Raw genomic sequence first — 25661 nt, 5'->3', positions numbered from 1 at the left:
AACGGCATCGACCCTAGGCACGGTCCTCACGGTCCCGGCACCTCAAAACTTGGTATAAATGGCGGGTTTTCCAGCCCAGACGTCACTCGCAGGGTAGGTCGCGGATGGGGGCCGGCTGGCCCGCTGAGTCCATGGTGACCACGGCCGCGCTCCACTCGGTGACCACCGAGCAGTCGACGTCGAGCGGGCTGTAGACCCAGCTCTGGTCGACCACGTAGAGGTTGCGGACCGGCCCGGGCATGCCGTTGCGGAACGGGTAGCCGCCGCCCGCCACGACCAGACCGTCGATGTCGACCGATTCGTTGCCCTGGCCTTCGGGGTTGAAGAACGGGGCGGTGCCGTGGCACTCGTTCTTGACGTCCAGGATCATCACCGTCCGGCGTACCTTGACCTTGCCGCCGCCGTAGCCCTGCAGTCCGTCGCCGTGCCAGTCGCTGCACACGTCCGGGGAGGTGACCCGGATGAAGGAGTCCTGGATCCCGATGCCGCCGCAGCGCTCCTTGTTGGAGGCGCGGAGGCCCTCGGGTACGCCGTCGATGACGACGTTGTCCACCGTGTAGCCGCCTGCCGAGACCGCCGGCCAGGCCTCCTCGGTCGTCGGGGCGCTGCTCCGGATGAAGTCGGAGTCCTCGATCCGCAGCCCGGTGTTGCACTGGTCGTTGTAGTCGTTGACCACGACCGAGGCGATCGCCTCGACGCGGCGCAGGGTGACACCGGGCGCGGTGACGTAGATGACGCCGTTGGTGATCCGCAGGTCCTCCACGACCGCTCCGCGGTGCCGGATCCAGAAGTCCCCGGTCGCGGTGCGCTTCGGCTTCCAGCCGGCGGGCAGGCCCGCCGACTCACGGGTGGGGAACCCCTTGGCCGGTGGCGCGGCGGTCGAGGACTGCGTACGCTCCGGGGTCGCAGAGGGCGCGGGGGTCGGTGTCGGCGGGGCCGAGGAGACCAACGGACTCGGGTCAGCCGAAGGGCTGGGGGAGGGGGACACGCTCGCGGGTGGCTTGACCGTCGGCAGCGAGTCGGAGCCGACGTTGCGTACCGGGCTGGAGTTGGGCCACAGGAACCAGGTCATGGCGACCAGCAGCAGAGCCAGCCCTCCCACAACCGCGATCCGACGGCGCCGGCCTGGCTTGGTTGGCATGTGTTCGCACCCGTTCGCGTCTCGATGGCCATTGTCTTGTCGGCACTGTCGTGTCGACACTGCCCGACCTCGTGGTCGGGGGCATCCTTCAAACTGGTTACTTCTCTCGGGGCCGCGCAGAGGTTCAGCGCAGCCTCTTGACCAGGCCCGCAGCCTGGCGTTCCACCCTTCTGGCGATGCCCTGTCCGGTCAGGATGTGGCTGCGTACGCTCGCCCCGTCGTCCTCCGCGGTGATGCTGAACCTCGGCTGCAGCCAGGCTCCGGCCACCGCTTGGGCGCGGTCGCTGGTGTAGACGTGCTGGTAGCTCAGCCGGCGCAGGTGACGCAGCGTGGCCCGGTCGTAGCGGCCGAGCGGGAGCGCCGCCTCGTCGATGGTCTCCCCGGCCGCCATGGTGATCTGCTCGCGGGCCTGGATCAGCTCGCGGCGTACTCCCGCAGCATCGAGGCCGCGCCAGCTGACGTGGTCCATGCCGTGGGTGCCGATCCGCATGCCCGCAACCCGGAGGAGACGGACGTCGAGACGGTCGACGCTCCCCGGCTTCCCCAGCCGTCCCGCCAGCACGAAGAACGTCGCGGTCAGGCCGCGGGCCTGCAGGCCCGGCAGTCCGATGGCTACGTCGGAGTGGTTGCCGTCGTCGAAGCTGATCCTCACCTCGGGGCGGCCGGCGACGGCATCGAGGATGTCCTCGTAGGCGTCCTTGCTGATCCAGTAACGGTCCTCGCCCGGCTCCAGCTCGCGCTCGGGCTCGCCGATGCCGTGGAAGCAGATGTTGGTCACGTGGGCGGGCATGTCCTCCACGCTAAGGATCCGGAGGCCTCGTCCGGCCGACCTGCGCGAAGGCCTACCTCATACGGGGGATCTGCGGTCGGGAGGCGGCTCCGACGGGGGTGGACGCCGTTGAGACTCGTGACGTGTCGCTCCCCATCCGCACCGTCGCCGTCGTGGTGGTGACCTACAACAGCGCTCACCTGCTGGCCGATCTCGTCGGCTCTCTGCCGGGTGGGCTCGCCGGGCTCGGGTGGCGGCTGGTGGTCGCCGACAACGCCTCCGCCGACGACACCGTGGCGACCGCGCGCCGCCTCGCGCCGGACGCGACCGTCGTCGAGACCGGACGCAACGGCGGCTACGCCGCCGGGATCAATGCGGGTGTCGCGGCCGCCTTCGCCGCGGATGCGGACGTCGACGCGGTGCTCGTGCTCAACCCGGACGTACGTCTCGAGCCGGGCTGTGCCACGGCGCTCGCGCGCGAGCTCGTGCCCGGGGTCGGCGTGGCCGTGCCCCGGCTGGTCGACGCCGAGGGCCGGCTGATCGAGTCGATGCGTGGCGCGCCGAGCCTGGTGCGGGCCTTCGCCGACGCCGTGGTGGGCGCCAACCGCGCCGGCCGGGTCCGGTGGGCGGGGGAGATCGTGGCCGACCCGGCGGAGTACGAGCGCGGCCAGGACACCGACTGGGCCGAGGGGTCGACGCAGCTGATCAGCGCCGAGTGCTGGCGCGCGTGCGGCCCCTGGGACGAGTCCTACTTCCTCTACTCCGAGGAGACCGAGTTCCACCTGCGCGCCCGCGACCGGGGCTTCCGGGTGCGGTTCGCGCCCGCGGCCCGCGCCGTCCACCTCGGGGGCGAGTCCACCACCTCACCGGGGCTGTGGGCACTCCTGGTCGCCAACCGGGTACGCCTCTTCACGGTCCGTCGCGGGCGGGTCCAAGGGGCTGCGTACTGGCTGATGGTGCTGGCCCGCGAGTGCAGCCGGGCGCTGCTGGGGAAGCAGACGTCGCGGCGTGCCGTACGCACCCTGGTCAGCCCCCGCCGGATGAGCGCCCCGCGTGGGCCGGAGTGGGTGGCGAGCGCATGAAGGCCGTGCTCGCCCCGATCACCGCCGAGGACCTCCCGGCCGTCTCGGCGTTCCTGCACGAGCAGCTGAACCCGCGCGTCCAGGAGCTGGAGTGGACCCAGGCGCTGCGGGTGCCGTGGGACGTACCCCAGCCCAACCACGGGTTCTTCCTCGCCGAGGGGGAGCGGGTGGTCGGCGCCTATCTCGCCTACTACTCCGAGCGTCGGGTTGGCTCGGAGACGCTCCAGATCTGCAACCTGGGCGCCTGGTGCGTCCTCGACAGCCACCGCCACCAGGGGCTGCGGCTGCTGACCACGCTGCTCAAGCAGCCCGGCTACGAGTTCACCGACTTCTCGCCCTCGGGCAACGTGATCGCGCTCAACCGGAAGCTCAAGTTCACCGACCTGGACACGACCACCTCGCTGGTCCCAGCGGTGGCGCTGCCGGGGCGTGGGGTGCGGGTGAGCAGTCGTCCCGACGTACTGGACTCGGTGCTGCAGGGCGCGGAGCGGGACCTCTACGCCGACCACCGGGCCGCGGCGGCGGCCCGGCACGTGGTGCTGAGCACCAGCTCCGAGCACTGCTACGTCGTGGCCCGCAAGGACACCCGCAAGGGCGTACGCGCCTTCGCCTCGGTCCTCTACGCGAGCAACCCGGAGCTGCTCCGGCGGCACGCGCCGCGGCTGGCCTCGCACCTGCTGACCCAGCACGGCGCCGCGGCGACCCTGGTCGAGCACCGGGTCGCGGGCGGGGCCCCGGGCGGTTCCTACCGGCTCTCGCGGTCGCGGCCGAAGATGCTGCGCAGCGACGCCCTCGACCCGGCGCGGGTCGACTACCTGTACAGCGAGCTGACATGTCTGGAGTGGTGAGATGCCGAACGTCGGGGCCATAGCCGTCGGGGGCGTACCCGTGCGGCTGCTGGCAGAGAGGGTCGGCTCGACGCCGTTCTTCGCCTATGACCGGGCCGCGATCGACGCCCGGGTCGCCTCGTTGCGCGAGGCGCTGCCCGGGGACGTGCACCTGAGCTATGCGGTCAAGGCCAACCCGATGCCCGCGGTGGTGCAGCACCTGGCGCGCACGGTCGACGCGCTCGACGTCGCCTCGGGAGCGGAGATGCGGGTGGCGCTCGACACCGGGATGGCGCCGGGCGAGGTGAGCTTCGCGGGACCGGGGAAGTCGGTCGCCGAGCTGACCCAGGCCGTCGCGGCCGGGGTGCTCGTCGAGATCGAGTCGCCGCTCGAGGCCGACCGTCTGGTCGAGGCCGCCGAACGGCTCGGGATCCGGCCGCGGGTCGCGGTGCGCGTTAACCCGGACTTCGAGGTCAAGGGCTCCGGGATGCGGATGGGCGGCGGCGCCCAGCAGTTCGGGGTCGACGCCGAGACGGTGCCGCTGCTGCTCAAGACGCTGCACGACCGCGACGTCGAGGTGGCCGGATTCCACGTCTTCTCAGGCTCCCAGAACCTGCACGCGTCGATTCTGGCGGAGGCTCAGGAACGCACCGTCGACCTGGTCCTGCGCCTCTCCGGCGACCTTCCCGAGGCGATGACCTACCTCAACATCGGCGGCGGCTTCGGCATCCCCTACTACACCCAGGACCAGCCTCTCGACCTCGCGCTGGTCGGGTCGCGCCTCGAGGAGCTGCTCGCCACCCGGGTACGTCCTGCGCTGCCGTCCGCGCAGGTCGTCATCGAGCTCGGCCGCTATCTGGTCGGTGAGGCCGGGGTCTATGTGACCAGGGTCGTCGACCGCAAGATCTCCCGCGGCAAGACCTTCCTGATCGTCGACGGCGGCATGCACCACCAGCTCGCCGCCTCCGGCAACTTCGGCCAGGTCATCCGCCGCAACTACCCGATCTCGGTCGCCGCCGCTGCTGGTGATGCGGAGGCTGTGGAGGAGACCGTGCAGGTCGTCGGCTGCCTCTGCACGCCCCTGGACCTGCTCGGCGACAAGGTGAGCCTGCCGCGCGCCGAGGTGGGCGACCTCGTCGTGGTCCACCAGGCCGGGGCGTACGGCCTCACCGCCAGCCCCACCGCCTTCCTCAGCCACCCGGCGCCGCTCGAAGTCCTCGTCTGAGCCCCTGAACCCGTTGAACCCGAAGGAGTCCCCATGACCATCGACACCACCGAAGCCACCCTCGACGGGGTCGGCGAGGCGATCACCGAGGTGATCGGCACCGATCACAGCGCCGGCACGCTGAGCGCGGACACCCTGCTCTTCGGCTCCCTGCCCGAGCTCGACTCGCTCGCCCTCGTCGAGCTGATCACCGTCCTGGAGGAACGTTTCGGGTTCGAGATGGACGAGGACGACATCAACGCCGAGGTCTTCGAGTCCGTCGGGTCCTTGGCGGAGTACGTGCGCGCGCAGATCGGTTGATCGCTGGTCGGCCCCGCTGGTCGAGCCGCCGGAGCCGCTAGGCGGAGGCGTGTCGAGACCAACACGGTCACCTGGCGCTCGAGGGGACTGTGTTGGTCTCGACACGCTCGCTGGCGCTCGCGGCTCGACCAGCGTGGCTCGACTAGCGTGGCTCGACCAGCGTGGCTCAACCAGCGGTGGCAGCGAGGAGCTGAGCGGCGGCCTGGTCGATCTTGCCGTTGCCGAGGCGGGGAAGCTGAGCGACGGGGACGAGTACGTCCGGGACCGAGTCGGGACGCAGGACCGTCGGGAGCCGCCGGCGGAGGTCGTCCAGGTGAGCCTCAGGACCCTCGACGAGGCTGACCAGGCCGCCCTCGGGGGTGGCGGCGGTGTAGGTGGCCAGGCCGAAGGCCTGCTTCACCTCGGCGTCGAGCGCGTCCAGGTCGACGAAGCTGGCGCTGCGCTTCACCCGACGCCCCGCGCGGCCCAGGCAGAAGAGCTCCTCGCCGCGCCGGGCGCCGAGGTCGCCGGTGAGCACCTGCTCCGGACTCTCCCAGCGCGGGAACTCGCCGTTCGGGTTGCCGAAGAGATAGCCGCCGGGCAGGTGCGGCGACTCGATGGCCAGCATGTCCGCGGCCTCGGAGAGCAACGACGTACGCCACGCCCCGACCGCCCCACGCCCGATGCCGACCGCGCCGTGGACCGCATGGAGGTCGTCGCCGGCATCGAACCGGGCGGCGCTGGCGAAGCCGATCGTCTCGCTGGTGCCGTACGTGTTGACGACCGTCGCGACCCCGAGGTCGAAGACGCGCTGGGCGTCGGCGGCGGAGAGCCGGTCGCCGCCGGAGCCCCAGACCCGCAGGCTCCGCGGGGCTCCGTCGACGCGCTCGGCGGCCGCGAGGTCGATGAAGCGAGGAGCCAGCCGCAGGTGCGTCGCCTCGACGCGGGCGCAGAAGCCGAGCGGCCGGAGCCGGTCGCCCAGCGAACCGGAGAGGTGGAGGGAGGAGCCTGCGGCCAGGGCGACCAGCAGGTTGGTCATCGCCAGGTCGTAGGAGAGATGCGAGACCTCGGCCCACACCGAGGAGGCGTCGAGATCGAGCGCGGCCGCGCCGTGCGGGACGAAGGCGTCGATGCCGGCCCAGGACGACAGCACGCCCTTGGGGCCACCGCCGGTGGAGCCGGAGGACATCGCGACGTACCCGGCCTCCAGGGACCCGCGGGAGGACGACGAGGCGACGGCCCGGATCCCCGACCGGTCGAGCACCACGTCGGGATGCAGCGCCTGGAGGAGGGACCGGCGGTGCTCCTCGGCCGCCGACGGGTCCACGAAGCAGATCGAGAGATCACCGAGGATCGCGGCCACGAGCGCGACGACCGCGTCGGTGGACAGCGGCAGCGACACCGCGACCAGCGGCCGCGGGACACCGGCGGCCGCGACGAGGGCCAGCCGCAGCTCCTCGGCCGCGCCGACCAGCGCGTCCGCACCCACCGACGCACGCCGGTCCGCGATCACGGCCTGCGACCGGGGTCGGGTGCGTACGGATCGGATTCGCGCGGCCAGCGGGTTCACAGGATGCGAGGCTAGGAGCCGCCGGCCGCTCCGGTACCGGCGTCGCCACGCACGATCCCCGGATTCGGGGATATGCCGCGCATGCCCGACAAGCCGGTCTCGGCACCCTCAACGCTTCTCACATGGTCAACGCAGCCCAGCAGAGACATGGCGTGGCAAAGACGCACGTGCTGATCATCGTCCAGAACCTCCCCGTGCCGCTGGACCGACGTGTCTGGCTGGAGTGCCAGGCGCTGGTCGCGCGCGGTTACGAGGTCAGCGTGATCTGCCCGAAGGGCCCCGGCGATCCCGGGCGCCAGCAGCTCGGCGGCGTACGCATCTACAAGTACCGGCCCGCGCCGCAGGCCCGCGGCGTGCTCGGCTACCTGCTCGAGTTCGTCTACTGCTGGATCCGTACGGCGCTGCTGGCCAACAAGGTCTGGCGGGACCGTCCGTTCGCGATCATGCAGGCGTGCAACCCGCCCGACACCTACTGGCTGCTGGCTCGCATCTGGAAGCGCCGTGGCGTCCGGTTCGTCTTCGACCAGCACGACCTCAACCCCGAGCTCTTCCTCTCCCGGTTCGGCACCCCGACGTCCCTGTCCGGTCGCGCCCAGCTGGCTGCGCTGCGCTGGCTCGAGAAGCAGACGTACGCCACCGCCGACCAGGTCATCTCGACCAACGAGTCCTACCGGAAGGTCGCGATCACCCGCGGCGGGATGGCTCCCGAGGACGTGACCGTGGTCCGCAGCGGACCGGACACCTCGGTGATGCGTCCGGTGCGGCCGCACGACCCGGAGCCCCACGCCCACCGCCACACCCTGGTCTACCTCGGGATCATGGGTCCCCAGGACGGCGTCGACACGGTGCTGGAGGTGATGGAGGAGCTCGTCCACCGTCGCGGCCGCCGCGATGTCGACGCGGTGCTGATGGGCTTCGGCGACTGCCTCGAGGATCTCAAGCGGCGCTGCACCGAGCTGGGCCTCGACGATGTCGTCACCTTCACCGGCCGGGCCGGTGCGGCGCTGATCGCTCAGCACCTCAGCGCCGCCGCCATCGGCCTGTGTCCTGACCTGAAGACGCCGCTCAACGATGTCTCGACGATGAACAAGACCATGGAGTACATGGCGTACGCCCTGCCGTCGGTCTCCTTCGACCTGGTCGAGACGCGGGTCTCCGCCGAGGACGCCGCCCTCTTCGTTCCCTCCGGGGACGTGGCCGCGTTCACCGACGCGGTCGAGTCGCTGCTGGACGATCCCGAGCTCCGGGTCGAGCTGGCCCTGCGGGCGCGGGAGCGCGCGGCGAAGGTGCTCGACTGGGGCCCGCAGTCGGCGGCGTACGTGCAGGTCTACGACTCCATGTGCGCGATCGGCGAGGCGCCGGCGGCGGTCGACGGGTTCGAGTACGTCGATCTGGACGACCCCGACGCGCTGCGCCAGTTCGTGCTCACCCGCGGACCTGCGGTGACGTAACCGATTTGGGGTATATGACCCCTACTTCGGGACCGCTGCTCCTGCGGATCCCCTTGGATGGCTCCTTGTGCTGAAAATAGGAGCCATCGGCTCCTAGAAACTAGGAGTCAACCCCACGTGACCCCCACTGTACGGATGCTCGGCACCCGTGGCGTGCCCGCGGCCCACGGCGGCTTCGAGACCGCGGTGGAGAACATCGGCCTGGACCTGGTCGACCGCGGCTGGCGAGTCGTCGTCTACTGCCAGGACGACGAGCCGCACGCGGATCTTCGGATCGACTCGTGGAAGGGCATCGAGCGCGTCCACGTGCCGGCCCGGCACGACGGCCCGCGCGGGACGATCGAGTTCGATGTCGGCGCGGTGCGGCACGCAGCCCGGGAGGCCGAGGTCGACGGCAGCGTGTGCGTGACGTTCGGCTACAACACCGGCGCCCTCAACGCGGTGCTGCGCTCCCGCCGCGTCCCCAACATCATCAACATGGACGGCATCGAGTGGAAGCGGGCCCGCTGGTCGGGCCCCGAGAAGGCGTTCCTGTGGACCCAGGAGCGGGCAGCCTGCTGGCTGGGTGACCACCTGATCGCCGACCACCCCGAGATCGCGCGCCACCTGGCGACCCGGGTGCCGGCCGAGAAGATCACCACGATCGCCTACGGCGCCCCCAGCGTCGTCGACGCTCCCGAGTGGGCAGTGCTCGACCACGGGCTGGAGCCGGGTTCGTATCTCACCGTGGTCGCCCGGCCGGTGCCGGAGAACAGCATCCTCGAGGTCGTCCGGGCCTTCTCCAGTCGCCGCTGGGGCCGGAAGCTGGTCGTCCTGGGTGACTACGACCCCGCCGACGACTACCAGCGCGCCGTCCTGGAGGCGGCCAGTGACGAGGTCGTCTTCCTCGGTGCGATCTACGACACCGACATCGTCTCGGCCCTGCGCTTCCACTCCGCGGCGTACGTCCACGGTCATCAGGTCGGCGGCACCAACCCGTCCCTGGTCGAGGCGCTCGGCTGCGGCAACGCCGTGATCGCGCACGACAACCGCTACAACCGCTGGGTCGCCGGCGAAGCCGCTCTCTACTTCTCCGACGAGGCGGGCATCGTCGCGGCCTTGGAGCGGCTCCTGTCCGAGCCCGAGCTGGCGGCGTCGCTGTCCGGCCACGCCCGCGCCCGTCACTCCGCCGAGTTCACCTGGAGCCGGATCACCGACCAGTACGAGCAGCTCATCCGCGCCCACCTGCGCTCCTAGACGTCGGTGGCGATGTCCGCGCCTCTCGGTGCCGTCTCACGGGCGGTGTAGGCGCGGTACGCGAGGACGCAGGCGACGGTGAGGACCGCGGCGGTGACGGCGCAGGCCGTGAAGAGGGTGTGCCACTGGTTGTGGTCCGCGGCCGGCCCGGCGATGACGGCGGCGATGGAGCTGCCGATGAAGAGCGACGCGGCGAAGCAGGCGACGACGGTGCCACGCGCCTCGGGGACGATCGAGGTGGCCCAGGTCTGCAGCGAGGTGTGCAGGAACGCCCAGGTGATCCCGAGCATCACGACGATGCCGACGATGGTGGGCACCGAGACCGTCACGGTCGCGGCGGCGTACCCGGCGGTCAGAGCGACGCCTCCGATCGCCATCAGTGCCCAGCGCGGGAGCCTTCTGGTGAGAGCCTTGAGGACCTGCGAGGAGAGCAGGACCGCGATGCCGTACGCAGCGGCCGCCAGCCCCGCTCGCGCCGCGTCGACACCTTGAGCCTGCAGGGCAGGGGCGAGGAGGGTGAGTACGCCCAGGACCAGGCCGCCCTCGACGAAGACGAGCAGCCCGACCACCACTACCCAGCGGTTGCTCAGCGCCGCCCGGAACGACGCCCCCACTCCTTGGTTCGTCGCGCGTGGCGGCTCCGCCAGCGAGCGTAGGCCCCAGGCACTGATCAGCGCCACGACCGCCGGCACCGCGAACACGACCCGCCACCCGGCCAGCTGTCCGGTGATCCCCGCGGCCGCTGCGGCCAGCGCGGTCCCGACCGCCATCGCGGCCATCAGGTCCGAGAGCGCCCGCTGCCGATGGGTCGCGGAGACGGTGTCCCCGACGTACGTCAGTGAGGTCGGCACGATCGCCCCGAAGAACGCTCCCGCGACGACTCGCACCACGACGAGAGTGATCAGGTTCGGGGCCGCCGCCGAGACGAGTCCCGCGATCCCCGCCCCGACCAGCGCCCCCTGCATCAGCCGGACTCTTCCGAACCTGTCCGAGAGCGCACCCCACAGCGGCTGGCTGAGGCCGTACGCCAGGTAGTAGCCGCTCGCGATCGCCACCGCCTGCCCCACGGAGACCTCGAACGTCGCCGCGACCAGGACCAGGATCGGGCTCACCACGAACCGGTCGAAGCTGCTCACGAACGAGGCGACCGAGATCCACAATGGTGGGCGTGTGGGGTCTGGGGGCACGCTGTCAGGTTAGTAAAGGACTGGTGTTCCCGCTGGTCGAGCCGCCGGAGCCGCTGGGCGGAGGCGTGTCGAGACCAACACGGTTGCTTCGCTGGTTTGGGGTGCCGAGGGCTCTCCCTGCCGGGACGTTTCGCTCGGAGGGTGGTCGGGGCCGCCGACCCTTGCTTTGAGGGTCTTCTCGCCGAACCCCGGCGTCAAGGACGGCCTTCGGCCGCCGGCTTCGCCGGCCGCTTCGCGGTCCTTGACACCGGGGCCCGTCGAGAAAAAACTTGGCTGGCTATCGGGGCGGCGGCCCGGGTGTGGCGCAGCGGAATCTTGCGCGTTTGGGTTGGCGTTGAGCGGGTGTGAGGGTGGCCCTTCGGGCCACTTACCATCCACAGGTGCTAGGTCGTTCGCTCACCGCGAAAATGGTGTTTGAACTGGGAAAATAAGTGGATTCAGAGCGAGTGAAAGCGTAGAATCAGACCCATCACAGCACACCTCTGAAGGAGAGGACAGCGATGAGTCTCGGCCGCGACATCGACCACTGGGGCACCAACCCCGGCGACGCGATCGACGCTGCCCTGGCCGCCATCGAGACCGCCCTCCACGACCTCCTCTCGACCGATCCCGCCTATTGGCGCACCGGGCAGAAGAAGGACCTCCTCGAGCGGTTGGAGAAACTCCAAGCCCAACAAGCCGCATTGAAGCTGCGAGTGCTCGCCGCGGCCGGTGATATCGCCGAGGAGACCGGCGCCAAGGACGCCTCCGGGTGGATGCGGGCCGAGCTGCTCGTCGACAAGGCCGTGGCACGGTCGCAGATCAAGCTCGCGGCCGCGGTGACCAAGTACGGCCTCGTTGCTGATGGCCTTGCCGAAGGTGTGGTGTCCCAGGACAAGGCCCGGGTGATCACCCAGGCGCTCGACAAGATCGAGACCGACCCGGTCGCCAGCAGCGAAGACCTGGTCCTCGCCGAGAAGCTCCTCGTTGACTACGCCACCCGGTTGACCGCGAACGAGCTCCGGATCGTCGGACGACGGATCCTGCGTGAGATCGACCCCGCCCGGTTCGAGGAGGCTGAGGCCAAAGCACTCCTGGCCGAGGAAGAGCGTGCTCAGCAGAAGACCGCGCTACGGGTATGGGACAACCACGACGGCACCGTCGGCTTCGACGGCGTCCTGCCGACCTCGATCGGGATGCGGTTCAAGCGGCTGGTCGAGGCCTGGGCCCAGCCCCGCAAACAACAGCTCGTCGCCAAGGGGGCTCCGTTGCCGCCGTGGGAACGGTTGATGGGTCAGGGCTTCTCGCGGCTGTTGGAGACCGTCGACCCGGCCGCCCTGCCCCGCCATGGCGGGGATGCGACCACCATCAACGTGGTGATCAGCCTTGAGGAGCTCCGCAAGGACCTCGGGATCGCGACCCTGGGCTATGACGAGACCAACGGGGCCACGATCTCCGCTGCGGAGGCCCGCAAGTTGGCGTGCAACGCCACCATCATCCCCTGGGTCCTCGGCGGTGACAGTGAGGTTCTCGACGCAGGCCGGGGCAGCAGGTTCTTCCAGCCGATCCAGCGCAAGGCGCTCCGGTTGCAGCAGAAGTGTTGCCAGGCCGAGGGTTGTGACATGCCACCGGAATGGTGCGATGCCCACCATCTAGACCCGTGGGCCGCCGGCGGGAAGACGGATCTGAAGGACGGGGCGCTGCTTTGCCCGCATCATCACCGCCTCGCCCACGCACCCGGCTATACCCATGAGCGACTACCCGATGGGACCATCAGGTTCACTCGTCGCCCCTAACCGGCGGGGCGGGAATCGCTTCACCCGGGTCCTGCCTCTCGGGCCTGACGACTCCAACCACCGACTCGGTTTCAGCTCTTGCCGAAGCCGCCCGTCCTGGTGCCCGACGAGTGTTCGGGTCAGCTTTTTCTGGACTCCGCTCGCGCCGTTCCCTGCTGGCGGGGACACTTCCCCACTGCAGTGAAGGTTCCCCACGATCCGGAGGATGGGGAACCTGCGCGGTCGTGGGGAGTTCTCCCGATCGGTGGGAAACGCGCTACCCCGCCGCCACCGAACCCGACCCGGTCAAGAACAACGGCCCGCTTGTGAACCATTCACAAGATCGCGCCCACTGCCATAGGCACCCACGAGGCACGATCCGCCCGCACACGACCGGCCACAGCCCCCAACCCCGCACCCAACTGAATCCGCTGCGCCAGACCCCGCCGCCGACCCGATAGCCAGCCAAAATTCTCGACGGATCCCGGTGTCAAGGATCGCCGAAGGCGACCGGCGAAGTCGGCGGCCGAAGGCCGTCCTTGACTCCGGGGTTCGACGAGAACACCCTCCAAGAACGGGTCGGCGGCAAACCCCAACCACCCAGCAACAGCCGACGACCGACGGTCGACGACGTACAACCCCGTCTCGTCGCCACCCAAGAAATCCAGCGTCGCGACGATCTAGGGATACAACGAAGCCCGAAACGCCGCAGCGTGGAGCGAGGCCGACTCCGGCCATTCGCGCGCCGATAGACCGGGACGACCAGCCGGCGGATTGGCGGTGACGGCCTTCAGCGCACGCTCCAGGTCCTCGATGGTGAGGGTGCCCTCGAAGAGATGGAGCCAGCCTTCGCCGACCTCCTCGGCCAGGCGACGGTTGACCTCGTTGTCGGGGGCCAGGACCGGGGTGTCGAGGGAGAGTGCGAGCAGGAGGGCGCCGGAGTTGTGCATGGCCTTGTAGGGCAGTACCACCAACGTGGCGGCGGCGATCTCGGCGGCCAGGGTGGGGTCGTCGGCGTAGCTCAGGTCGGCGCTGATCCGGGCGTCGGCGGCTACGGCAGCGCGGACGCGGTCGGCGAGGGCGGGGTCGGAGGGGGAGCCGACGAGGCGTACGTCGAGGTCTGCCTCGGGGCTGTCGGCTACTGCCTCCAGGAGCTGCTCGACGCCCTTGTAGGGCTTGATCAGGCCGAAGTAGAGCACCCGCCTGTCGTCCTGCTCGATGGGTTCGAGTGCCTCGGTCGCCGGCTCGAACCAGTCGCGGTAGTGGGCGTGGACGATCGTCGAGGTCGGTACGTCGAGCGGGGGAGCGGTCTGGTCGGTGAGCCGGATGACATGCCGGGTGCGGCGCTCGAGGGCGTCGAGGAGCCGGTGGTCCCAGCGGCTGAGGCCGTCGGGCCGGACGAGGTTGTGCCAGGTGCGTACGACCGGGGTCCGGGTCAGCCGGAGACGGGTGATGAACGCGGTGGTGAGGAGGCGGCGGGCCAGCCGGCGCAGCGGCGTACGTGCCGACGTCACCAGCAGCTCGGGCCAGTGCACGTGGAAGACGTCGTAGCGGCCAACGATCGCCCGGGCGAAGCCGAACAGCACGACCTCGGTGTCGTCGCGCCGCTCCAGGGTCTCGATGAGCTGGACGATGTAGGGGTTGGTCGTCGCGCGCAGTTCCCGGGCCGACTCTAGGACCCGGACCGGGCGGTCGCGGCGCCCGTCCCGCAGCCCGCGCAGGACCGCGGAGACCGGTCGTATCGGGTGCAGGAGCTGTCGGCGGCCACCTCGCATCAGGATCTCGTACGCAGCCCCGACCGCCCCGCGACGCCAGGCCCGCTGCCGCTCCGGGCTGAGCCAGGTCCGCGCGAAGAGGGCGCGGTTGCGGATGTTGAAGTAGTAGTAGGCCGGCGACTTGGCGCGGGCACCCTCCAGGCGCTGGGTGCCGCCGCCGGAGTGGATCGCCGTGGCCCCCTCGATGACCGCGACCCGGCCGCCGAGCGCCTCGACCCGCGCGCACAGGTCGACGTCCTCCCAGTAGAGGAAGTAGCGCTCGTCGAAGCCGGAAAGCCGCTCCCACAGCTCACGCGTGACCGCGAAACAGGCGCCGGTGACCCACGGGAGCGTCTCGGCCCCCGGGTGCTCGGAGCGGCGCCGCCAAGGGCGCATCACCCCGGTGTCCAGGCCGAGATCGAGACCCGCGGAGGCCACCTCGCCGTCCGGGCCGAGCACCGTCGGCCCGGCGAGCAGGAGCGGCTCGGCCTCGACAGCGGCCATGAGGCGTACGGCCGACTCCGCCTCGATCGTGGCATCCGGGTTGAGGAAGAGCAGCACCTCGGCGCCCTCGGCCAGCGCGACCGCGGCGCCCAGGTTGCAGCCGGCGCCGAAGCCCGTGTTGGTGCAGGGGAAGACGCCGGTCCAGCCCTCGCGGGCGCAGAGCTGCCGGACCGCGTCGCGATGGGCGTCGGTCGAGTGGTTGTCGACGACGACGATCCTCGCGAGCCCGAGCGCGGCGGCGACCTGGGTCGTGTGCCGCTCCAGCAGGGCGGGATCGCCATAGCTGACCACCACCACGGCCAGACGGGAGAGCTCGCTCACGACGAGACCTCGACCGAGCCGTCGAGCACGCGCAGCTCACGCCACCACTTCCGCAGCGCGATGGCCAGCGCTGCGGCGTTGCAGACGAAGACGAGGGCGTAGACCCAGGTGAAGAGCGCCCCGAAGCCGAGCAGCACGAAGATCCAGCACTGCGCGCCGTAGTCCATCGGCAGCAGCGCCCACTTGCGCAGCGGGTTCTCGTGGACCGATGCGGGCGATCCGGGAGGCCCGGTCACAGGGGCCGGGCGCAGCGTCGGCATCAGGATCAGCCCGAAGTACGTCACCACGGCAACCACCTCGAAGCCCAGCGGCACCAGCAGCCAGCCGTCGGTGACCGGACCGAAGCGGTACCAGGACACCAGCACCGCCAGATGCAGGCTGGCGGTCTTGAAGCAGTCGATGGTGTGGTCGAGCCACTCGCCCGAGCGCGACCCGCCGCCACGCAGGCGGGCGAGCTGCCCGTCGGAGGAGTCGAGCACATAGCCCGCGGCCAGCAGCACCGCGACCAGGATCCCGGTCCACCAGCGCGGCTCGACCAGCGCGAGCACCGCCAGGCCGGCCGCCGAGAGCGTCGCGCTCACCGCCGTCACCTGGTTGGGGCTCGCGCCGATGGTGTGCGCGGCCGCGGCGACGACCCGGCCGGCGGGCCGGTTGACCAGCCGCGAGTAGGCCGCGGTGTTGAGCGAGGGCTTCTGTGCCTGAGCCAGCGCCTCCAGATGTGCACGGAACCCGGCTGAGGCGCGTTCGGCGCCGGTCGCGGCCATGCTCGATCCTGCTTCGCTCATACGTGCATACGTGGGGGAGGGTTGGACATGCGGACCTTAGGTGACCCTCGATCGTCGTAGGGCACGAAGCGCGTCCACTCCCCAGATCTGGGTAGGACTTTGTCAGGACCTTCGGCCCGGGCCGTCCCGGTGACATACCGTTGCCCATCATGCGTTTGTTGGTCGCCCACCCGTCGCCGGACGTCTACGGCTCCGATCTTCAGCTGGTCGAGACGGTGCGTGGGCTGCACCAGGCGGGACAGCGGATCACCGTCGTCGTACCCGATCGCGGGCCGCTCCTCCCGCTGCTCGAGGCCGCCGGCGCGAGCGTCGAGGTGATGGCCTTCCCGGTGCTGCGCAAGGCCTACCTCAGCCCCGTCGGACTGGTCCGGCTGGCCGCGGCGCTGATGGTCTTCTGGGTCCGTGTGGCGCGGTTGTGGCGGCAGGTCCGGCCGAGCCGGCTGCTGGTCAACACCGTGACGATCCCGTGGTGGATCGTCGTCGCGCGCGCGGCCCGCGTCCCCGTCGTCTGTCACGTGCACGAGGCCGAGGACGACCAGCCGAAGCCCGTACGCCTCGCCCTGACCGCTCCGCTCCTGCTGGCCACCCGTGTGGTGGCCAACTCGCGGGCATCCCGCGACGTCCTCACGCACACGGTGAAGGTGCTGGAGCGGCGTACGACCGTCGTCTACAACGGCGTCCCGGGGCCGGAGTCCGTGGCGGCAGCACGCAGCCGGAGGCCGAACGAGACGCTGCGGCTGGTGCTGGTCGGGCGGCTCTCGCCGCGCAAGGGGACCGACGTGGCCCTCGAGGCGCTCGCCGAGGTGCGCCGCCGGGGGATCGACGCGCGGCTGCGGGTGTGCGGGTCGGTGTTCGCGGGCTATGAGTGGTTCGAACAGGAGCTCCGCGACCGGGCGGCCGACGCCGATCTGGTGGGCTCGGTCGAGTTCCTGGGTTACGTCGCCGAGCCCGCGGGCGAGCTCGAGCAGGCCGACGTCGTGCTGGTGCCCTCGCGCGTCGAGCCCTTCGGCAACGTCGCGGTCGAGGCACTGCTCGCCGAGCGCCCGCTGATCGCGAGCCGGGTGCAGGGCCTGGCCGAGATCGTGATCCACGGCGAGACCGGCCTCCTCGTGACCCCCGATGACGCGAACGACCTCGCCGGCGCGATCCAGCGGCTCGCCACCGATCCCGCTCTCGCCGCCGAGCTCGCCGCCGCCGGACGCAAGGACGCCGAGGAGCGTTTCGGCGCCGAGCGCTACCGCGAGGAGATCGCGGCCGAGGTCCTCGGGTGAGCCTGGAGGAGCAGACCTCACAGAGGGGCCTGGGCAGGAGCGCCGCGCGCGGCGGGATGGTCGTGCTCGGCGGCCAGGGCGTACGCATCCTGGTCCAGGTCGCCTCCGTCGCGGTGCTGTCGCGGCTGCTCAGCCCTCGGGACTACGGCCTGGTCGCGATGGTGCTGGCGGTCGTCGCGGTCGCCGAGATCTTCCGCGACCTCGGGCTCTCGACCGCCGCGATCCAGGCCAAGGTGCTCACCCGGGCGCAGCAGTCGAACCTGTGGTGGCTCAACACCGCCCTCGGCGTCGGCCTCGCGCTCGTCGTCATCGCGGCCGCCCCGCTCGTCGCCGCCCTCTACGACGAGCCGGCCCTGACAGCCCTGACCGCCGCGATGGCGGGGATCTTCGTCCTCAACGGCATGGGCGCGCAGTACCGCGCCGACCTCACCCGCCGGATGCTCTTCGCGAGGCTCGCCGTGGCCACCACCCTGGCGCCGCTGCTGGCCCTCGGGATCGCGGCGTACGCAGCAGCCAACGGCGCCGGCTACTGGGCCCTCGTCGTCCAGCAGCTGGTCCAGGGCGCGGTCGCCCTGGTCGCCGTCGCGGCGTTCGCCGGCTGGCTCCCCGGGCGCCCGCGGCGCGGCGTGGAGATGGGCGGGTTCCTGCGTTTCGGCTGGTCACTGGCCGGAACCCAGCTGATCAACTACGCCGCCAGCAACATCGACTCCGTGCTCATCGGCACCCGCCTGGGTGCCGACCAGCTCGGCTCCTACAACCGCGCGTGGCAGCTGCTGATGAACCCACTGGTCCAGTTGCGCGGCCCCACCACGACCGTGGCGCTGCCGGTGCTGAGCCGGATCCGCGACAACCCGGCGCTGACCCAGCGGTTCGTGCAGCGCGGCCAGGTCGCGCTCGGCTACAGCCTCGGCGCCGGGCTCGGCCTGGTCGCGGGCGCCGCCGCACCGGTCTGCGCTCTCTTCCTCGGACCCGGCTGGGACGTCGCCGGTGTCTTCGCCCTGCTCGCCTGCGCCGGCCTGTTCCAGACGCTGGCCTACGTCGGCTACTGGGTCTATCTCGCCCACGGGCTGACCACCGAGCTGCGCCACTACACCCTGGTGGCCTCCGTCCTGAAGGTCGTCTGCGTGCTCGTCGGGGTGCAGTACGGGATCACCGGCGTCGCGGTCGGCTACGCGACCGCCCATCTCCTGGAGTGGCCGCTGTCGCTGTGGTGGATCTCCCGCCGCACCCGCCTCCGCGTCGGCCCGCTCTACCTCGGTGCCGCCCGCATCCTGACCGTCGCCGGGTCGGTCGCCGCCGCTGCGTACGTCACCGCCGAAGCCCTCCACGGGCAGCACCCCGCGGTGACGGTGCCCGTCTGCGTGGTGGCCGGGGCCGCGGCGTACGCACTGCTTCTGCTCGTCCCGCCGATCCGGCGCGACGTGCTGTCGCTGGTGGTGACCGTGAGGGGCGCGCTGGCGCGGAAGGTCAGCCGCGGCTGAGGGCCACCGGGCGGCCGGAGTCGTCCCAGACGTTGCCGGAGTGGGTGATCTTCGTCGAGGACGGGTGGATGATCGCGCAGCCGTCGATGCGCTGGTCGCTGAGGAACCGGTTGTCGCGGATCACCGTGCCACGGATCGGGCCCCGGCCCTTCTCGGCGATGTTGACGGTGCAGCCGCCTCCGCCGAGGAGGTTGTCGCGGATCGTGACCCCGTTGACGTCGTCGATGCTCTGAGTGATCTGCACACCGGCGTTGTAGGCGCCGGTGAAGCGGTTGTCCGCGATCGTGATGTTGCTGCCGCCGATGATCTGGATCGAGTCGTCGTGGGAGGCACCGCCGCCCTGGTAGGGATCGCGCTCGAAGTGGTAGTTGTCGTGGAACCAGTTGTCGCGCACCGTCACGTTGCTGCCGGTGATGTGGACCTGGTCGGTGACGTGGTGGATCTCCGAGTCCTCCAGGGTGAAGTCGCGGCCGACCACGCCGTTGACGCCCGGTGCGGCGCTCTCGGCCAGCACCTCGACGTTGCTGACCAGCATCCCGGCGCCGTTGCCGTTGTTGTTGGAGATCCCGGCGGTCTCCGAGCCGGTCGGCACGATCACCTTGGTGTTGCGGATCGTCACGTTCGGCGCCTCGACGCTGACCCGGCCGTGCACCTCCAGGCCGTCGACCACCTTCCCGGGGGTCCTGATGATCAGGTCGCCGCGGTGGACGCGCAGCTTCTTCTTCGGAGGTACGCCGGTGTCCCCGGACGCCGGAGCGCCGCCCGCGGGTGGTGAGCTGAGCGGCTCGCCCTCGCGTGGCCCCTGCTCGCCCGGGCGGTCGCCGGAACGGTTCGGCTTCGCCGAGTCCGTGGGCCGCTTCTTCGGGTCCGCGCCCTCCGAGGGCTTGGCCGTCTGCGTCGAGGACGCAGAGGGAGAGACCGACGGCGAAGGGGATGGCGTCAGCGTCACCGGTCCGCCGAAGTCGTCGGGCGGCAGATCGCCGTAGTTCCTCTCCGCACGCGGCGTGGGCTCCTCGGCGGGGCCGGAGGTCAGCGCGTAGGTCGAGCCCAGCGCGACCACGGTGGCGACCGTGGAGATACCGAGGAGGAGGACCCGGGACGGGACAGCCAAGAGACGTACGCCTTCCTGTGGACTCTGCATCCAACTGATGGTGTGGGAGTCTGCCCCCTGAACCATGCAGTTTGCGAGCGTTGGGTGCTTGCGTCCCCACACATACCCGATTCAGGGGATCAGAAGCGCGATTGACGGGCGGATGACCGTGTGTGTCCGCGACACTGCCGTGTCGCGGCCGAGGTGGCCGCCTTGCGCAGGGATGGATGATGACGCGGATTCACGAGTGGCGTCTGCTGGCGGCGGGGGCAGTCGCAGCTGTTCTCGGGGTGAGCAGCCTGGTCATGTCGGGAGGGGCGACGGCGGACACGGCTCCGGTCGACCCGGAGCTGCCGGAGACGGTCTCGGCCGACGTACTCCCGACGGTGCAGATCGACGGGGTCGCCTGGAAGCAGGTGATCGTCGGCGACATCGTCTACGTCGGCGGCAACTTCACCTCGGCTCGCCCGGCCGGCGCTGCGGCGGGGACGGATGAGACGCCGCGGTCCAACATGCTGGCCTACCGGCTCTCGACCGGCGAGCTGATCCCCGGCTTCGCGCCGAGCTTCAACGGCCAGGTCAAGGACATGGCGCTCTCGCCCGACAAGACGCTGCTCTACGTCGCCGGCAGCTTCACCCAGGTGAACGGCGTCAACCGCTACCGCGGCGCGGCGATCAACCTGGCCACCGGGGCGCTGACCAGCTTCCGCCCGATCTTCAACTCGACCACCAACGCGGTCGCGGCGACCGCCGACGCGGTCTACTACGGCGGCGTGTTCACCTCGGCCGACAACACCGCGCGTACGAAGCTGGCCGCGGTCCGGCCCGGCGACACCGGCACCCAGCTGCTGCCGATGAACCCGACGGTCTCCAACGGTTCCGTGCAGGACATCGTGGTCTCGCCCGACGGCGCCGACATCGTGATCGGTGGCAACTTCACCCGGGTCAACGGATCCTCCAACCCGGGCTACGGCCTGGCCCGGATCAAGGTCGCGAACGGTGCCTCGATGGCGCTGCCGGTCAACTCCGAGTTCCGCGACGCCGGCAGCAACTCCGCGGTCCTCTCGCTGGAGAGCGACGGCAGCAGCTTCTACGGCAGCGGCTACCACTACGGCAGCGGCGGCAACTCCGAGGGCACCTTCAAGGCCGACTGGGCCACCGGCAGCCTGACCTGGCTCGAGGACTGCCACGGCGACACCTACTCGATCTGGCCGACCGCAGACGTCGTCTACCAGGCCAGCCACAAGCACTACTGCGGCAACTCCGGCGGCTTCCCGGAGACCAGCCCGCGCAGCTTCCAGCACTCCACCGCGGTCACCCAGGACGTACGCGGCACCAACACCCGCGACATCTACGGCTACCCCGACCACCCCGGCACGCCGCGCCCGGAGTTCCTGGAGTGGTACCCGAAGTGGACCCCCGGCACCTTCACCGGTGCCAACCAGGCGCCCTGGACGGTGACGGCCAACGCCGACTACGTCGTCTACGGCGGCGAGTTCCTCAAGATCAACGGGATCGCCCAGCAGGGTCTGGCGCGATTCGCGGTCGACACGATCGCCCCCAACGACGTCGGTCCGGCCATGTCCGGCGCGGAGTTCGGGCTCACCGCGACCTCGCCGGCCGACGGCCAGGTCAAGCTGACCTGGCCCGGCAACGCCGACATGGACAACGCGACGGTGACCTACAAGGTCTACCGCGGCTCGACCGATGTCGCCCCGATCCACACCAAGCCTGTCACCGCGGCGTTCTGGAAGCAGACCACGCAGAGCTTCCTCGACACCGCGGCGCCGCCGGGCACCACCCAGAGCTACCGTGTCATCGCCGAGGACGCCTTCGGCAACCAGTCGCCCACCGAGTGGGTCACCGTCGACGTCGCCGGCGAGCCGGCACCTCCGGCCGAGGGCATCGTGGCCGAGGACACCTTCGGACGTGCCGAGGCGAGCGGCTGGGGCACGGCCGAGACCGGTGGCACCTGGACCCGCACCACCGGCACCGCCGGCAACTTCTCGGTCTCCGAGGGTCGCGGCTGGCACTCGGTCACCCCGGGTGGGACAACCGAGTCCCGGCTCGAGGAGGTCTCGGCGACCGACGTCGACGCGACCGTCAGCGTCGGAGCCTCCCGGCTGCCCGACGCGGGCTACGTCTGGTCGATCCTCGGCGCCCGCGTCTCCGGCACCAACCACTACGCCTCGCGGCTCCGGTTCAACCCGGACGGCACCGTCGGCATCCATCTCGTACGCAGCGGCACCCCGGTCGTCGGCGCCAACGTCGTCCCGGGCCTGAGCGTCGCGCCCGGCGACCGGCTGAAGGTCCGCCTCCAGGTCACCGGCACCGCCCCGGCGACCGTGCGCACCAAGGTGTGGCCGGCGGGCTCCGCGGAGCCGTCGGGCTGGACGTACGAGCTCTCCGACTCGACCCTCGCGAACCAGGTCGCCGGCGGGGTCATGCTGCGCAGCTTCGGCGCCTCGACGATCGGCACGACGCCGGTCCTGGTCGGCTACGACGACCTGAAGGTGATCGAGCCGTAGGAGGCATACCCGATCTTGGGGAGTAGGCGTCCGGATCCCCCCACGGGCGTCCGGCTTGGGCTTTAATCCAACGTCTTTGAATCGATGCCTTTGTCCGACCCGCCCGCGGAAGATCCCCCATGCTCAGTCAAGTCCCGCGCTCGAGGATGTACGTCGCGGCAGCCGTCGCTGCCCTCGTCCTGGTGAGCGTCGCGGTCGTGCTCATCGTGCGTCACCCGTCCGGCCCGGCTGACCCCGGGTCGGACTCGACGGTGGCCGCGGCGCCCTCCTCGACGGCGACCCCGTCGGAGAAGTCCTCCGAGTCGGAGGAGTCGGAGGAGTCGGAGCCGGGAAAGCCGTCGGGCGACAACCGCGCGGTCGGCCTGAAGGCCGAGGCGACCTCGGCCCCGGGCGTGACGGCGCGGCTGGCCAGGATCGACTCGGTCCAGGCCACGGCGAGCCTGCCCGGCGAGATCGGCGGCCCTGCGCTTGCGATCACCGTGAAGGTGAAGAACCAGACCGGGAAGAAGCTCGACCTGGCGCTCGGTGTGGTCAACGCCTACTACGGGCCCGAGCGCACCCCGGCGGTCAGCGTCGCCTCCGACGGCGAGGTGCCGTTCCCGGCCTCGGTCGCCGACGGCGAGTCCGCCAAGGGCGTCTACGTCTTCCAGATCCCCGAGGAAGCCCGCCCCGTACGCGTCGAGCTCGATCTGGGCAACGGCGCCGACGTGGTGGTCTTCAAGGGCCGTCCCCAGCGATAACCCTCCCCACGATGAGAGATGTGATGAAGCCGATCCTGGCTGTGCTGGCGCTCGTGGCAACGAGCCTGACCCTGGCGACGACCTCCGCATCCGCGGACACCGCGCCGACCGATCCCGACCTGCCGAAGACCGTCGCTGCCGACGTACTTCCCACCGTGCAGATCAACGGCGTCGCCTGGAAGCAGGTGATCGTCGGCGACATCGTCTACGTCGGCGGCAACTTCACCTCGGCGCGCCCGGCCGGAGCCGCGGCCGGCACCAGTGAGTCACCGCGGTCCCACATGCTCGCCTACCGGCTCTCGACCGGGAAGCTGATCACCACCTTCGCGCCGAAGTTCAACGGCCAGGTCAAGGACATGGCGCTCTCGCCCGACAAGAAGCTCCTCTACGTCGCGGGCGGCTTCACCCAGGTCGACGGCGTCAACCGCTACCGGGGCGCGGCGATCGACCTCGCGACCGGGAAGGTCACCAGCTTCCGGCCGATCTTCAACTCGACCACCAACGCGGTCGCGGTCACCTCCAGCGCGGTCTTCTACGGCGGCGTGTTCACCTCCGCCGACAACACGGCACGGACGAAGGTGGCCGCCGTCAAGCCCGGCGACACCGGCACCGGCCTGCTGCCGATGAACCCCAAGCTCGCCGGCGGCAACGTCAACGACATCGTCGCCTCCTCCGACGGCACCAAGATCGTGATCGGCGGAGCGTTCACCAGCGTCAACGGCTCCTCCAACCCGGGCTACGGTCTGGCCCGGATCGAGGTCTCCTCGGGCAAGTCGCTGGCACTGCCGGTCAACTCCGAGATCCGCAACGGCGGCACCGAGGCGGCGATCCTCTCCCTGGAGTCCGACGGCACCAGCTTCTACGGCACCGGCTACGACTACGGCAGCGGCGGCAACTCCGAGGGCTCCTTCAAGGCCGGCTGGGCCACCGGCAAGCTGACCTGGCTCGAGGACTGCCACGGCGACACCTACGCCGTCTGGCCGACCTCCGCTGTCGTCTACCAGGCCAGCCACAAGCACGGCTGCGACACCTCCGGTGGCTTCCCGGAGACCAAGCCGCGGGCCTGGTACCACGCCACCGCCACCACCCAGGACGTACGCGGCACCAACATCGCTGACGACAAGTACGGCTACCCCGACCACCCCGGCACCCCGCGTCCGGAGTTCCTGGAGTGGTACCCCAAGTGGACCAACGGCACCTACACCAGCGCCAAGCAGTCGACCTGGACCGTGACCGCGAACGCCAGCTACGTGCTGTACGGCGGTGAGTTCCTCAAGGTCAACGGCGTCGCCCAGCAGGGCCTGGTGCGGTTCGCCGTCAAGGACATCGCGCCCAACAAGGTCGGCCCGACGCTGAAGGGCGCGAAGTGGGCCCTGACCGGCTCCTCGCCGTCGGCGGGCAAGGCCACGCTGAAGTGGCCGGGCAACCCCGACAAGGACAACGCGACCGTCACCTACAAGCTCTACCGCGGGTCGCTCGACTCCACGCCGATCAAGACCGTGAAGGTCTCCGCACCGTTCTGGAAGCACACCGCGATGACCTTCACCGACACCGGCCGCGCCAGTGGCTCGGCGCAGAAGTACAAGATCGAGGCAGTGGACCCGCTCGGCAACATCTCCCGCTCCGACTGGGTGACGGTCACGATCAAGTGAAGTCAGTGGAATGACGAGGCCGGTCTGGGTATGCATGCTCACCTATCGGCGCCCCGAGGGGTTGGCCGAGGCCATCGGCATGCTCCGGGCCCAGCTCGATCTGGTTCCTGGTGCCCGGCTGCTCGTGGTCGACAACGACGAGCAGCCGAGCGCGTCTGGTGCTGTGGCCGAGGCGGCCGGGGGAGACGTACGTGTGCGGTATGTGCACGAGCCCACCCCCGGCATCGCCGCCGCTCGCAACCGGGCGCTTGATGAGGCCGGTCCCGACGCAGTCGTCGTGTTCATCGACGACGACGAGCAGCCCTCGGAGAAGTGGCTGGCGACCCTGCTCGCGTGCTGGGAGCAGACGGGCGCCGCGGCCGTCGTCGGGCCGGTTCTCTCCACCTTCGCTGCAGAGCCTGATCCCTGGATCACCGCGGGTGGCTTCTTCGTACGTCTGCGGCACGCCACCGGCACCGTCGTCACCACCGCAGCGACCAACAACCTGCTCCTCGACATGGCTCAGGTCGGCGCGCTCCGCTTCGACCTCGGCTTCGGCCTGTCGGGCGGCTCCGACACCGTCTTCACCCGCACCCTGTCAGCTGCCGGTGGACGGATCGTGTGGTGCGACGAGGCTCCCGTCCGCGACCTGGTGCCTGCTGACCGGGCGACCCGGGCCTGGGTGAGCGCCCGCGCGTCCCGCATCGGCAACTCCGACTCCCGCGTGCAGGTCTATCTCGCGCCTCCCGGGCGTCGTCCGATCGCCAGGCTGCGCGCCACTGCCCGCGGTCTCATCCGAGTTCTGGGCGGATCCTCCCGCATCGTCCTCGGCCGCCTCACCGGCTCGTTGGCCCACCACGCCCGCGGCACCCGTACTCTTCTCCGGGGCGTGGGCATGCTCCGCGGCGCCTGGGGCTCCCACGTAGCCGAGTACGCCCGCTAGCCTTCGCTGGTCGAGCCGCCGGAGCCGCTAGGCGGAGGCGTGTCGAGACCAACACGGTCCTATCCGCGCTCGATGGGACCGTGTTGGTCTCG

General features: G+C 70.5%; 20 protein-coding genes. 13 read left to right on the top strand and 7 right to left on the bottom strand.

The genetic code is table 11. From position 1 onward, the window contains the following. Positions 1-82 precede the first annotated feature (82 nt). Together ABT304_RS26605 and ABT304_RS26600 are read right to left on the bottom strand one after the other, a co-directional pair. On the bottom strand, positions 83-1141 hold the full coding sequence (locus ABT304_RS26605; RefSeq protein ID WP_350719840.1) for a hypothetical protein: 1059 nt from the start codon (positions 1139-1141) through the stop codon (positions 83-85). Between the two features lie 124 nt (positions 1142-1265). After that, complete coding sequence (locus ABT304_RS26600) at positions 1266-1931, bottom strand: polysaccharide deacetylase family protein (protein WP_350719838.1); 666 nt, start codon at positions 1929-1931, stop codon at positions 1266-1268. A gap of 122 nt (positions 1932-2053) precedes the next feature. On the opposite strand from ABT304_RS26600, the gene ABT304_RS26595 reads away from it, so the two are divergent. From ABT304_RS26595 to ABT304_RS26580, 4 genes are read left to right on the top strand one after another with little or no spacing between them, the layout of a single operon-like run. After that, complete coding sequence (locus ABT304_RS26595) at positions 2054-2992, top strand: glycosyltransferase (protein WP_350719836.1); 939 nt, start codon at positions 2054-2056, stop codon at positions 2990-2992. Beyond that, positions 2989-3840: a GNAT family N-acetyltransferase gene (locus tag ABT304_RS26590; protein ID WP_350719834.1), complete on the top strand. Its 852-nt coding sequence runs from the start codon at positions 2989-2991 to the stop codon at positions 3838-3840. Before ABT304_RS26595 ends, ABT304_RS26590 begins: the two co-directional genes overlap by 4 nt. Position 3841: 1 nt before the next feature. Next, positions 3842-5044 (top strand): pyridoxal-dependent decarboxylase, exosortase A system-associated, encoded by a 1203-nt coding sequence (locus tag ABT304_RS26585; RefSeq protein WP_350719832.1) that lies wholly within the window; start codon positions 3842-3844, stop codon positions 5042-5044. Positions 5045-5077: 33 nt separating this feature from the next. After that, positions 5078-5344 carry an acyl carrier protein gene (locus ABT304_RS26580; protein ID WP_350719830.1) on the top strand — a complete coding sequence of 89 codons (267 nt, stop codon included), beginning with the start codon at positions 5078-5080 and terminating at the stop codon, positions 5342-5344. Between the two features lie 166 nt (positions 5345-5510). Here ABT304_RS26580 and ABT304_RS26575 read toward each other — a convergent pair whose 3' ends face one another. Continuing rightward, positions 5511-6893, bottom strand: coding sequence for an AMP-binding protein (locus ABT304_RS26575; RefSeq protein ID WP_350719829.1), 1383 nt, complete (start codon positions 6891-6893; stop codon positions 5511-5513). A gap of 152 nt (positions 6894-7045) precedes the next feature. On the opposite strand from ABT304_RS26575, the gene ABT304_RS26570 reads away from it, so the two are divergent. Both ABT304_RS26570 and ABT304_RS26565 read left to right on the top strand, forming a co-directional pair. Further along, positions 7046-8344 carry a glycosyltransferase family 4 protein gene (locus tag ABT304_RS26570; RefSeq protein WP_350719827.1) on the top strand — a complete coding sequence of 433 codons (1299 nt, stop codon included), beginning with the start codon at positions 7046-7048 and terminating at the stop codon, positions 8342-8344. A gap of 117 nt (positions 8345-8461) precedes the next feature. Next, positions 8462-9580 carry a DUF1972 domain-containing protein gene (locus tag ABT304_RS26565; RefSeq protein ID WP_350719825.1) on the top strand — a complete coding sequence of 373 codons (1119 nt, stop codon included), beginning with the start codon at positions 8462-8464 and terminating at the stop codon, positions 9578-9580. Here ABT304_RS26565 and ABT304_RS26560 read toward each other — a convergent pair. Then, positions 9577-10767 carry an MFS transporter gene (locus ABT304_RS26560; protein WP_350719823.1) on the bottom strand — a complete coding sequence of 397 codons (1191 nt, stop codon included), beginning with the start codon at positions 10765-10767 and terminating at the stop codon, positions 9577-9579. The genes ABT304_RS26565 and ABT304_RS26560 overlap by 4 nt on opposite strands. 500 nt (positions 10768-11267) lie before the next feature. On the opposite strand from ABT304_RS26560, the gene ABT304_RS26555 reads away from it, so the two are divergent. Further along, complete coding sequence (locus ABT304_RS26555) at positions 11268-12542, top strand: HNH endonuclease signature motif containing protein (RefSeq protein ID WP_350719821.1); 1275 nt, start codon at positions 11268-11270, stop codon at positions 12540-12542. Between the two features lie 659 nt (positions 12543-13201). Here ABT304_RS26555 and ABT304_RS26550 read toward each other — a convergent pair. After that, a complete protein-coding gene (locus tag ABT304_RS26550; protein ID WP_350719820.1) occupies positions 13202-15100 on the bottom strand; it encodes a glycosyltransferase in 1899 nt (632 codons plus the stop codon). Continuing rightward, positions 15097-15864 carry a CDP-alcohol phosphatidyltransferase family protein gene (locus tag ABT304_RS26545; RefSeq protein ID WP_350719819.1) on the bottom strand — a complete coding sequence of 256 codons (768 nt, stop codon included), beginning with the start codon at positions 15862-15864 and terminating at the stop codon, positions 15097-15099. The genes ABT304_RS26550 and ABT304_RS26545 overlap by 4 nt, the downstream gene beginning before the upstream one ends. Positions 15865-16034: 170 nt before the next feature. Here ABT304_RS26545 and ABT304_RS26540 point away from each other — a divergent pair, with 170 nt between their 5' ends. Together ABT304_RS26540 and ABT304_RS26535 are read left to right on the top strand one after the other, a co-directional pair. After that, positions 16035-17156, top strand: coding sequence for a glycosyltransferase family 4 protein (locus tag ABT304_RS26540; protein WP_350719817.1), 1122 nt, complete (start codon positions 16035-16037; stop codon positions 17154-17156). After that, on the top strand, positions 17153-18637 hold the full coding sequence (locus tag ABT304_RS26535) for a lipopolysaccharide biosynthesis protein (protein ID WP_350719815.1): 1485 nt from the start codon (positions 17153-17155) through the stop codon (positions 18635-18637). The genes ABT304_RS26540 and ABT304_RS26535 overlap by 4 nt, the downstream gene beginning before the upstream one ends. On the opposite strand, the gene ABT304_RS26530 is transcribed toward ABT304_RS26535, so the two are convergent. Further along, the gene (locus ABT304_RS26530; protein WP_350719813.1) at positions 18624-19778 is read right to left on the bottom strand and encodes a right-handed parallel beta-helix repeat-containing protein; all 1155 of its coding nucleotides are present in this window, start codon (positions 19776-19778) and stop codon (positions 18624-18626) included. The two genes, ABT304_RS26535 and ABT304_RS26530, sit on opposite strands and share 14 nt — an antisense overlap. A gap of 179 nt (positions 19779-19957) precedes the next feature. Here ABT304_RS26530 and ABT304_RS26525 point away from each other — a divergent pair, with 179 nt between their 5' ends. From ABT304_RS26525 to ABT304_RS26510, 4 genes are all read left to right on the top strand, one after another. Continuing rightward, complete coding sequence (locus ABT304_RS26525) at positions 19958-22255, top strand: phage tail protein (protein ID WP_350719811.1); 2298 nt, start codon at positions 19958-19960, stop codon at positions 22253-22255. Between the two features lie 119 nt (positions 22256-22374). Beyond that, positions 22375-22995, top strand: a complete 621-nt coding sequence (locus ABT304_RS26520; RefSeq protein ID WP_350719809.1) for a hypothetical protein — start codon at positions 22375-22377, stop codon at positions 22993-22995. 11 nt (positions 22996-23006) lie between these two features. After that, positions 23007-24647: a hypothetical protein gene (locus ABT304_RS26515; protein WP_350719807.1), complete on the top strand. Its 1641-nt coding sequence runs from the start codon at positions 23007-23009 to the stop codon at positions 24645-24647. A gap of 10 nt (positions 24648-24657) precedes the next feature. Further along, positions 24658-25569, top strand: coding sequence for a glycosyltransferase family 2 protein (locus ABT304_RS26510; RefSeq protein WP_350719805.1), 912 nt, complete (start codon positions 24658-24660; stop codon positions 25567-25569). Positions 25570-25661 lie beyond the last annotated feature (92 nt).

The organism is Nocardioides sp. NPDC000445, assembly GCF_040300245.1.
In the GTDB taxonomy this organism is placed as follows: domain Bacteria; phylum Actinomycetota; class Actinomycetes; order Propionibacteriales; family Nocardioidaceae; genus Nocardioides.
Note: the sequence above shows the minus strand (reverse complement) of the source record. Positions and strands in the feature narration are given on the sequence as shown.

Bases quoted from the DNA above. Each gene is read 5' to 3' on its own strand.
- ABT304_RS26515 (WP_350719807.1), top strand. From the start codon at position 23,007: ATGAGAGATGTGATGAAGCCGATCCTGGCTGTGCTGGCGCTCGTGGCA.
- ABT304_RS26510 (WP_350719805.1), top strand. From the start codon at position 24,658: ATGACGAGGCCGGTCTGGGTATGCATGCTCACCTATCGGCGCCCCGAG.
- ABT304_RS26530 (WP_350719813.1), bottom strand. From the start codon at position 19,778: ATGCAGAGTCCACAGGAAGGCGTACGTCTCTTGGCTGTCCCGTCCCGG.
- ABT304_RS26580 (WP_350719830.1), top strand. From the start codon at position 5,078: ATGACCATCGACACCACCGAAGCCACCCTCGACGGGGTCGGCGAGGCG.
- ABT304_RS26585 (WP_350719832.1), top strand. From the start codon at position 3,842: ATGCCGAACGTCGGGGCCATAGCCGTCGGGGGCGTACCCGTGCGGCTG.
- ABT304_RS26545 (WP_350719819.1), bottom strand. From the start codon at position 15,864: ATGGCCGCGACCGGCGCCGAACGCGCCTCAGCCGGGTTCCGTGCACAT.
- ABT304_RS26520 (WP_350719809.1), top strand. From the start codon at position 22,375: ATGCTCAGTCAAGTCCCGCGCTCGAGGATGTACGTCGCGGCAGCCGTC.
- ABT304_RS26525 (WP_350719811.1), top strand. From the start codon at position 19,958: ATGACGCGGATTCACGAGTGGCGTCTGCTGGCGGCGGGGGCAGTCGCA.
- ABT304_RS26540 (WP_350719817.1), top strand. From the start codon at position 16,035: ATGCGTTTGTTGGTCGCCCACCCGTCGCCGGACGTCTACGGCTCCGAT.
- ABT304_RS26555 (WP_350719821.1), top strand. From the start codon at position 11,268: ATGAGTCTCGGCCGCGACATCGACCACTGGGGCACCAACCCCGGCGAC.
- ABT304_RS26590 (WP_350719834.1), top strand. From the start codon at position 2,989: ATGAAGGCCGTGCTCGCCCCGATCACCGCCGAGGACCTCCCGGCCGTC.
- ABT304_RS26605 (WP_350719840.1), bottom strand. From the start codon at position 1,141: ATGCCAACCAAGCCAGGCCGGCGCCGTCGGATCGCGGTTGTGGGAGGG.
- ABT304_RS26600 (WP_350719838.1), bottom strand. From the start codon at position 1,931: ATGCCCGCCCACGTGACCAACATCTGCTTCCACGGCATCGGCGAGCCC.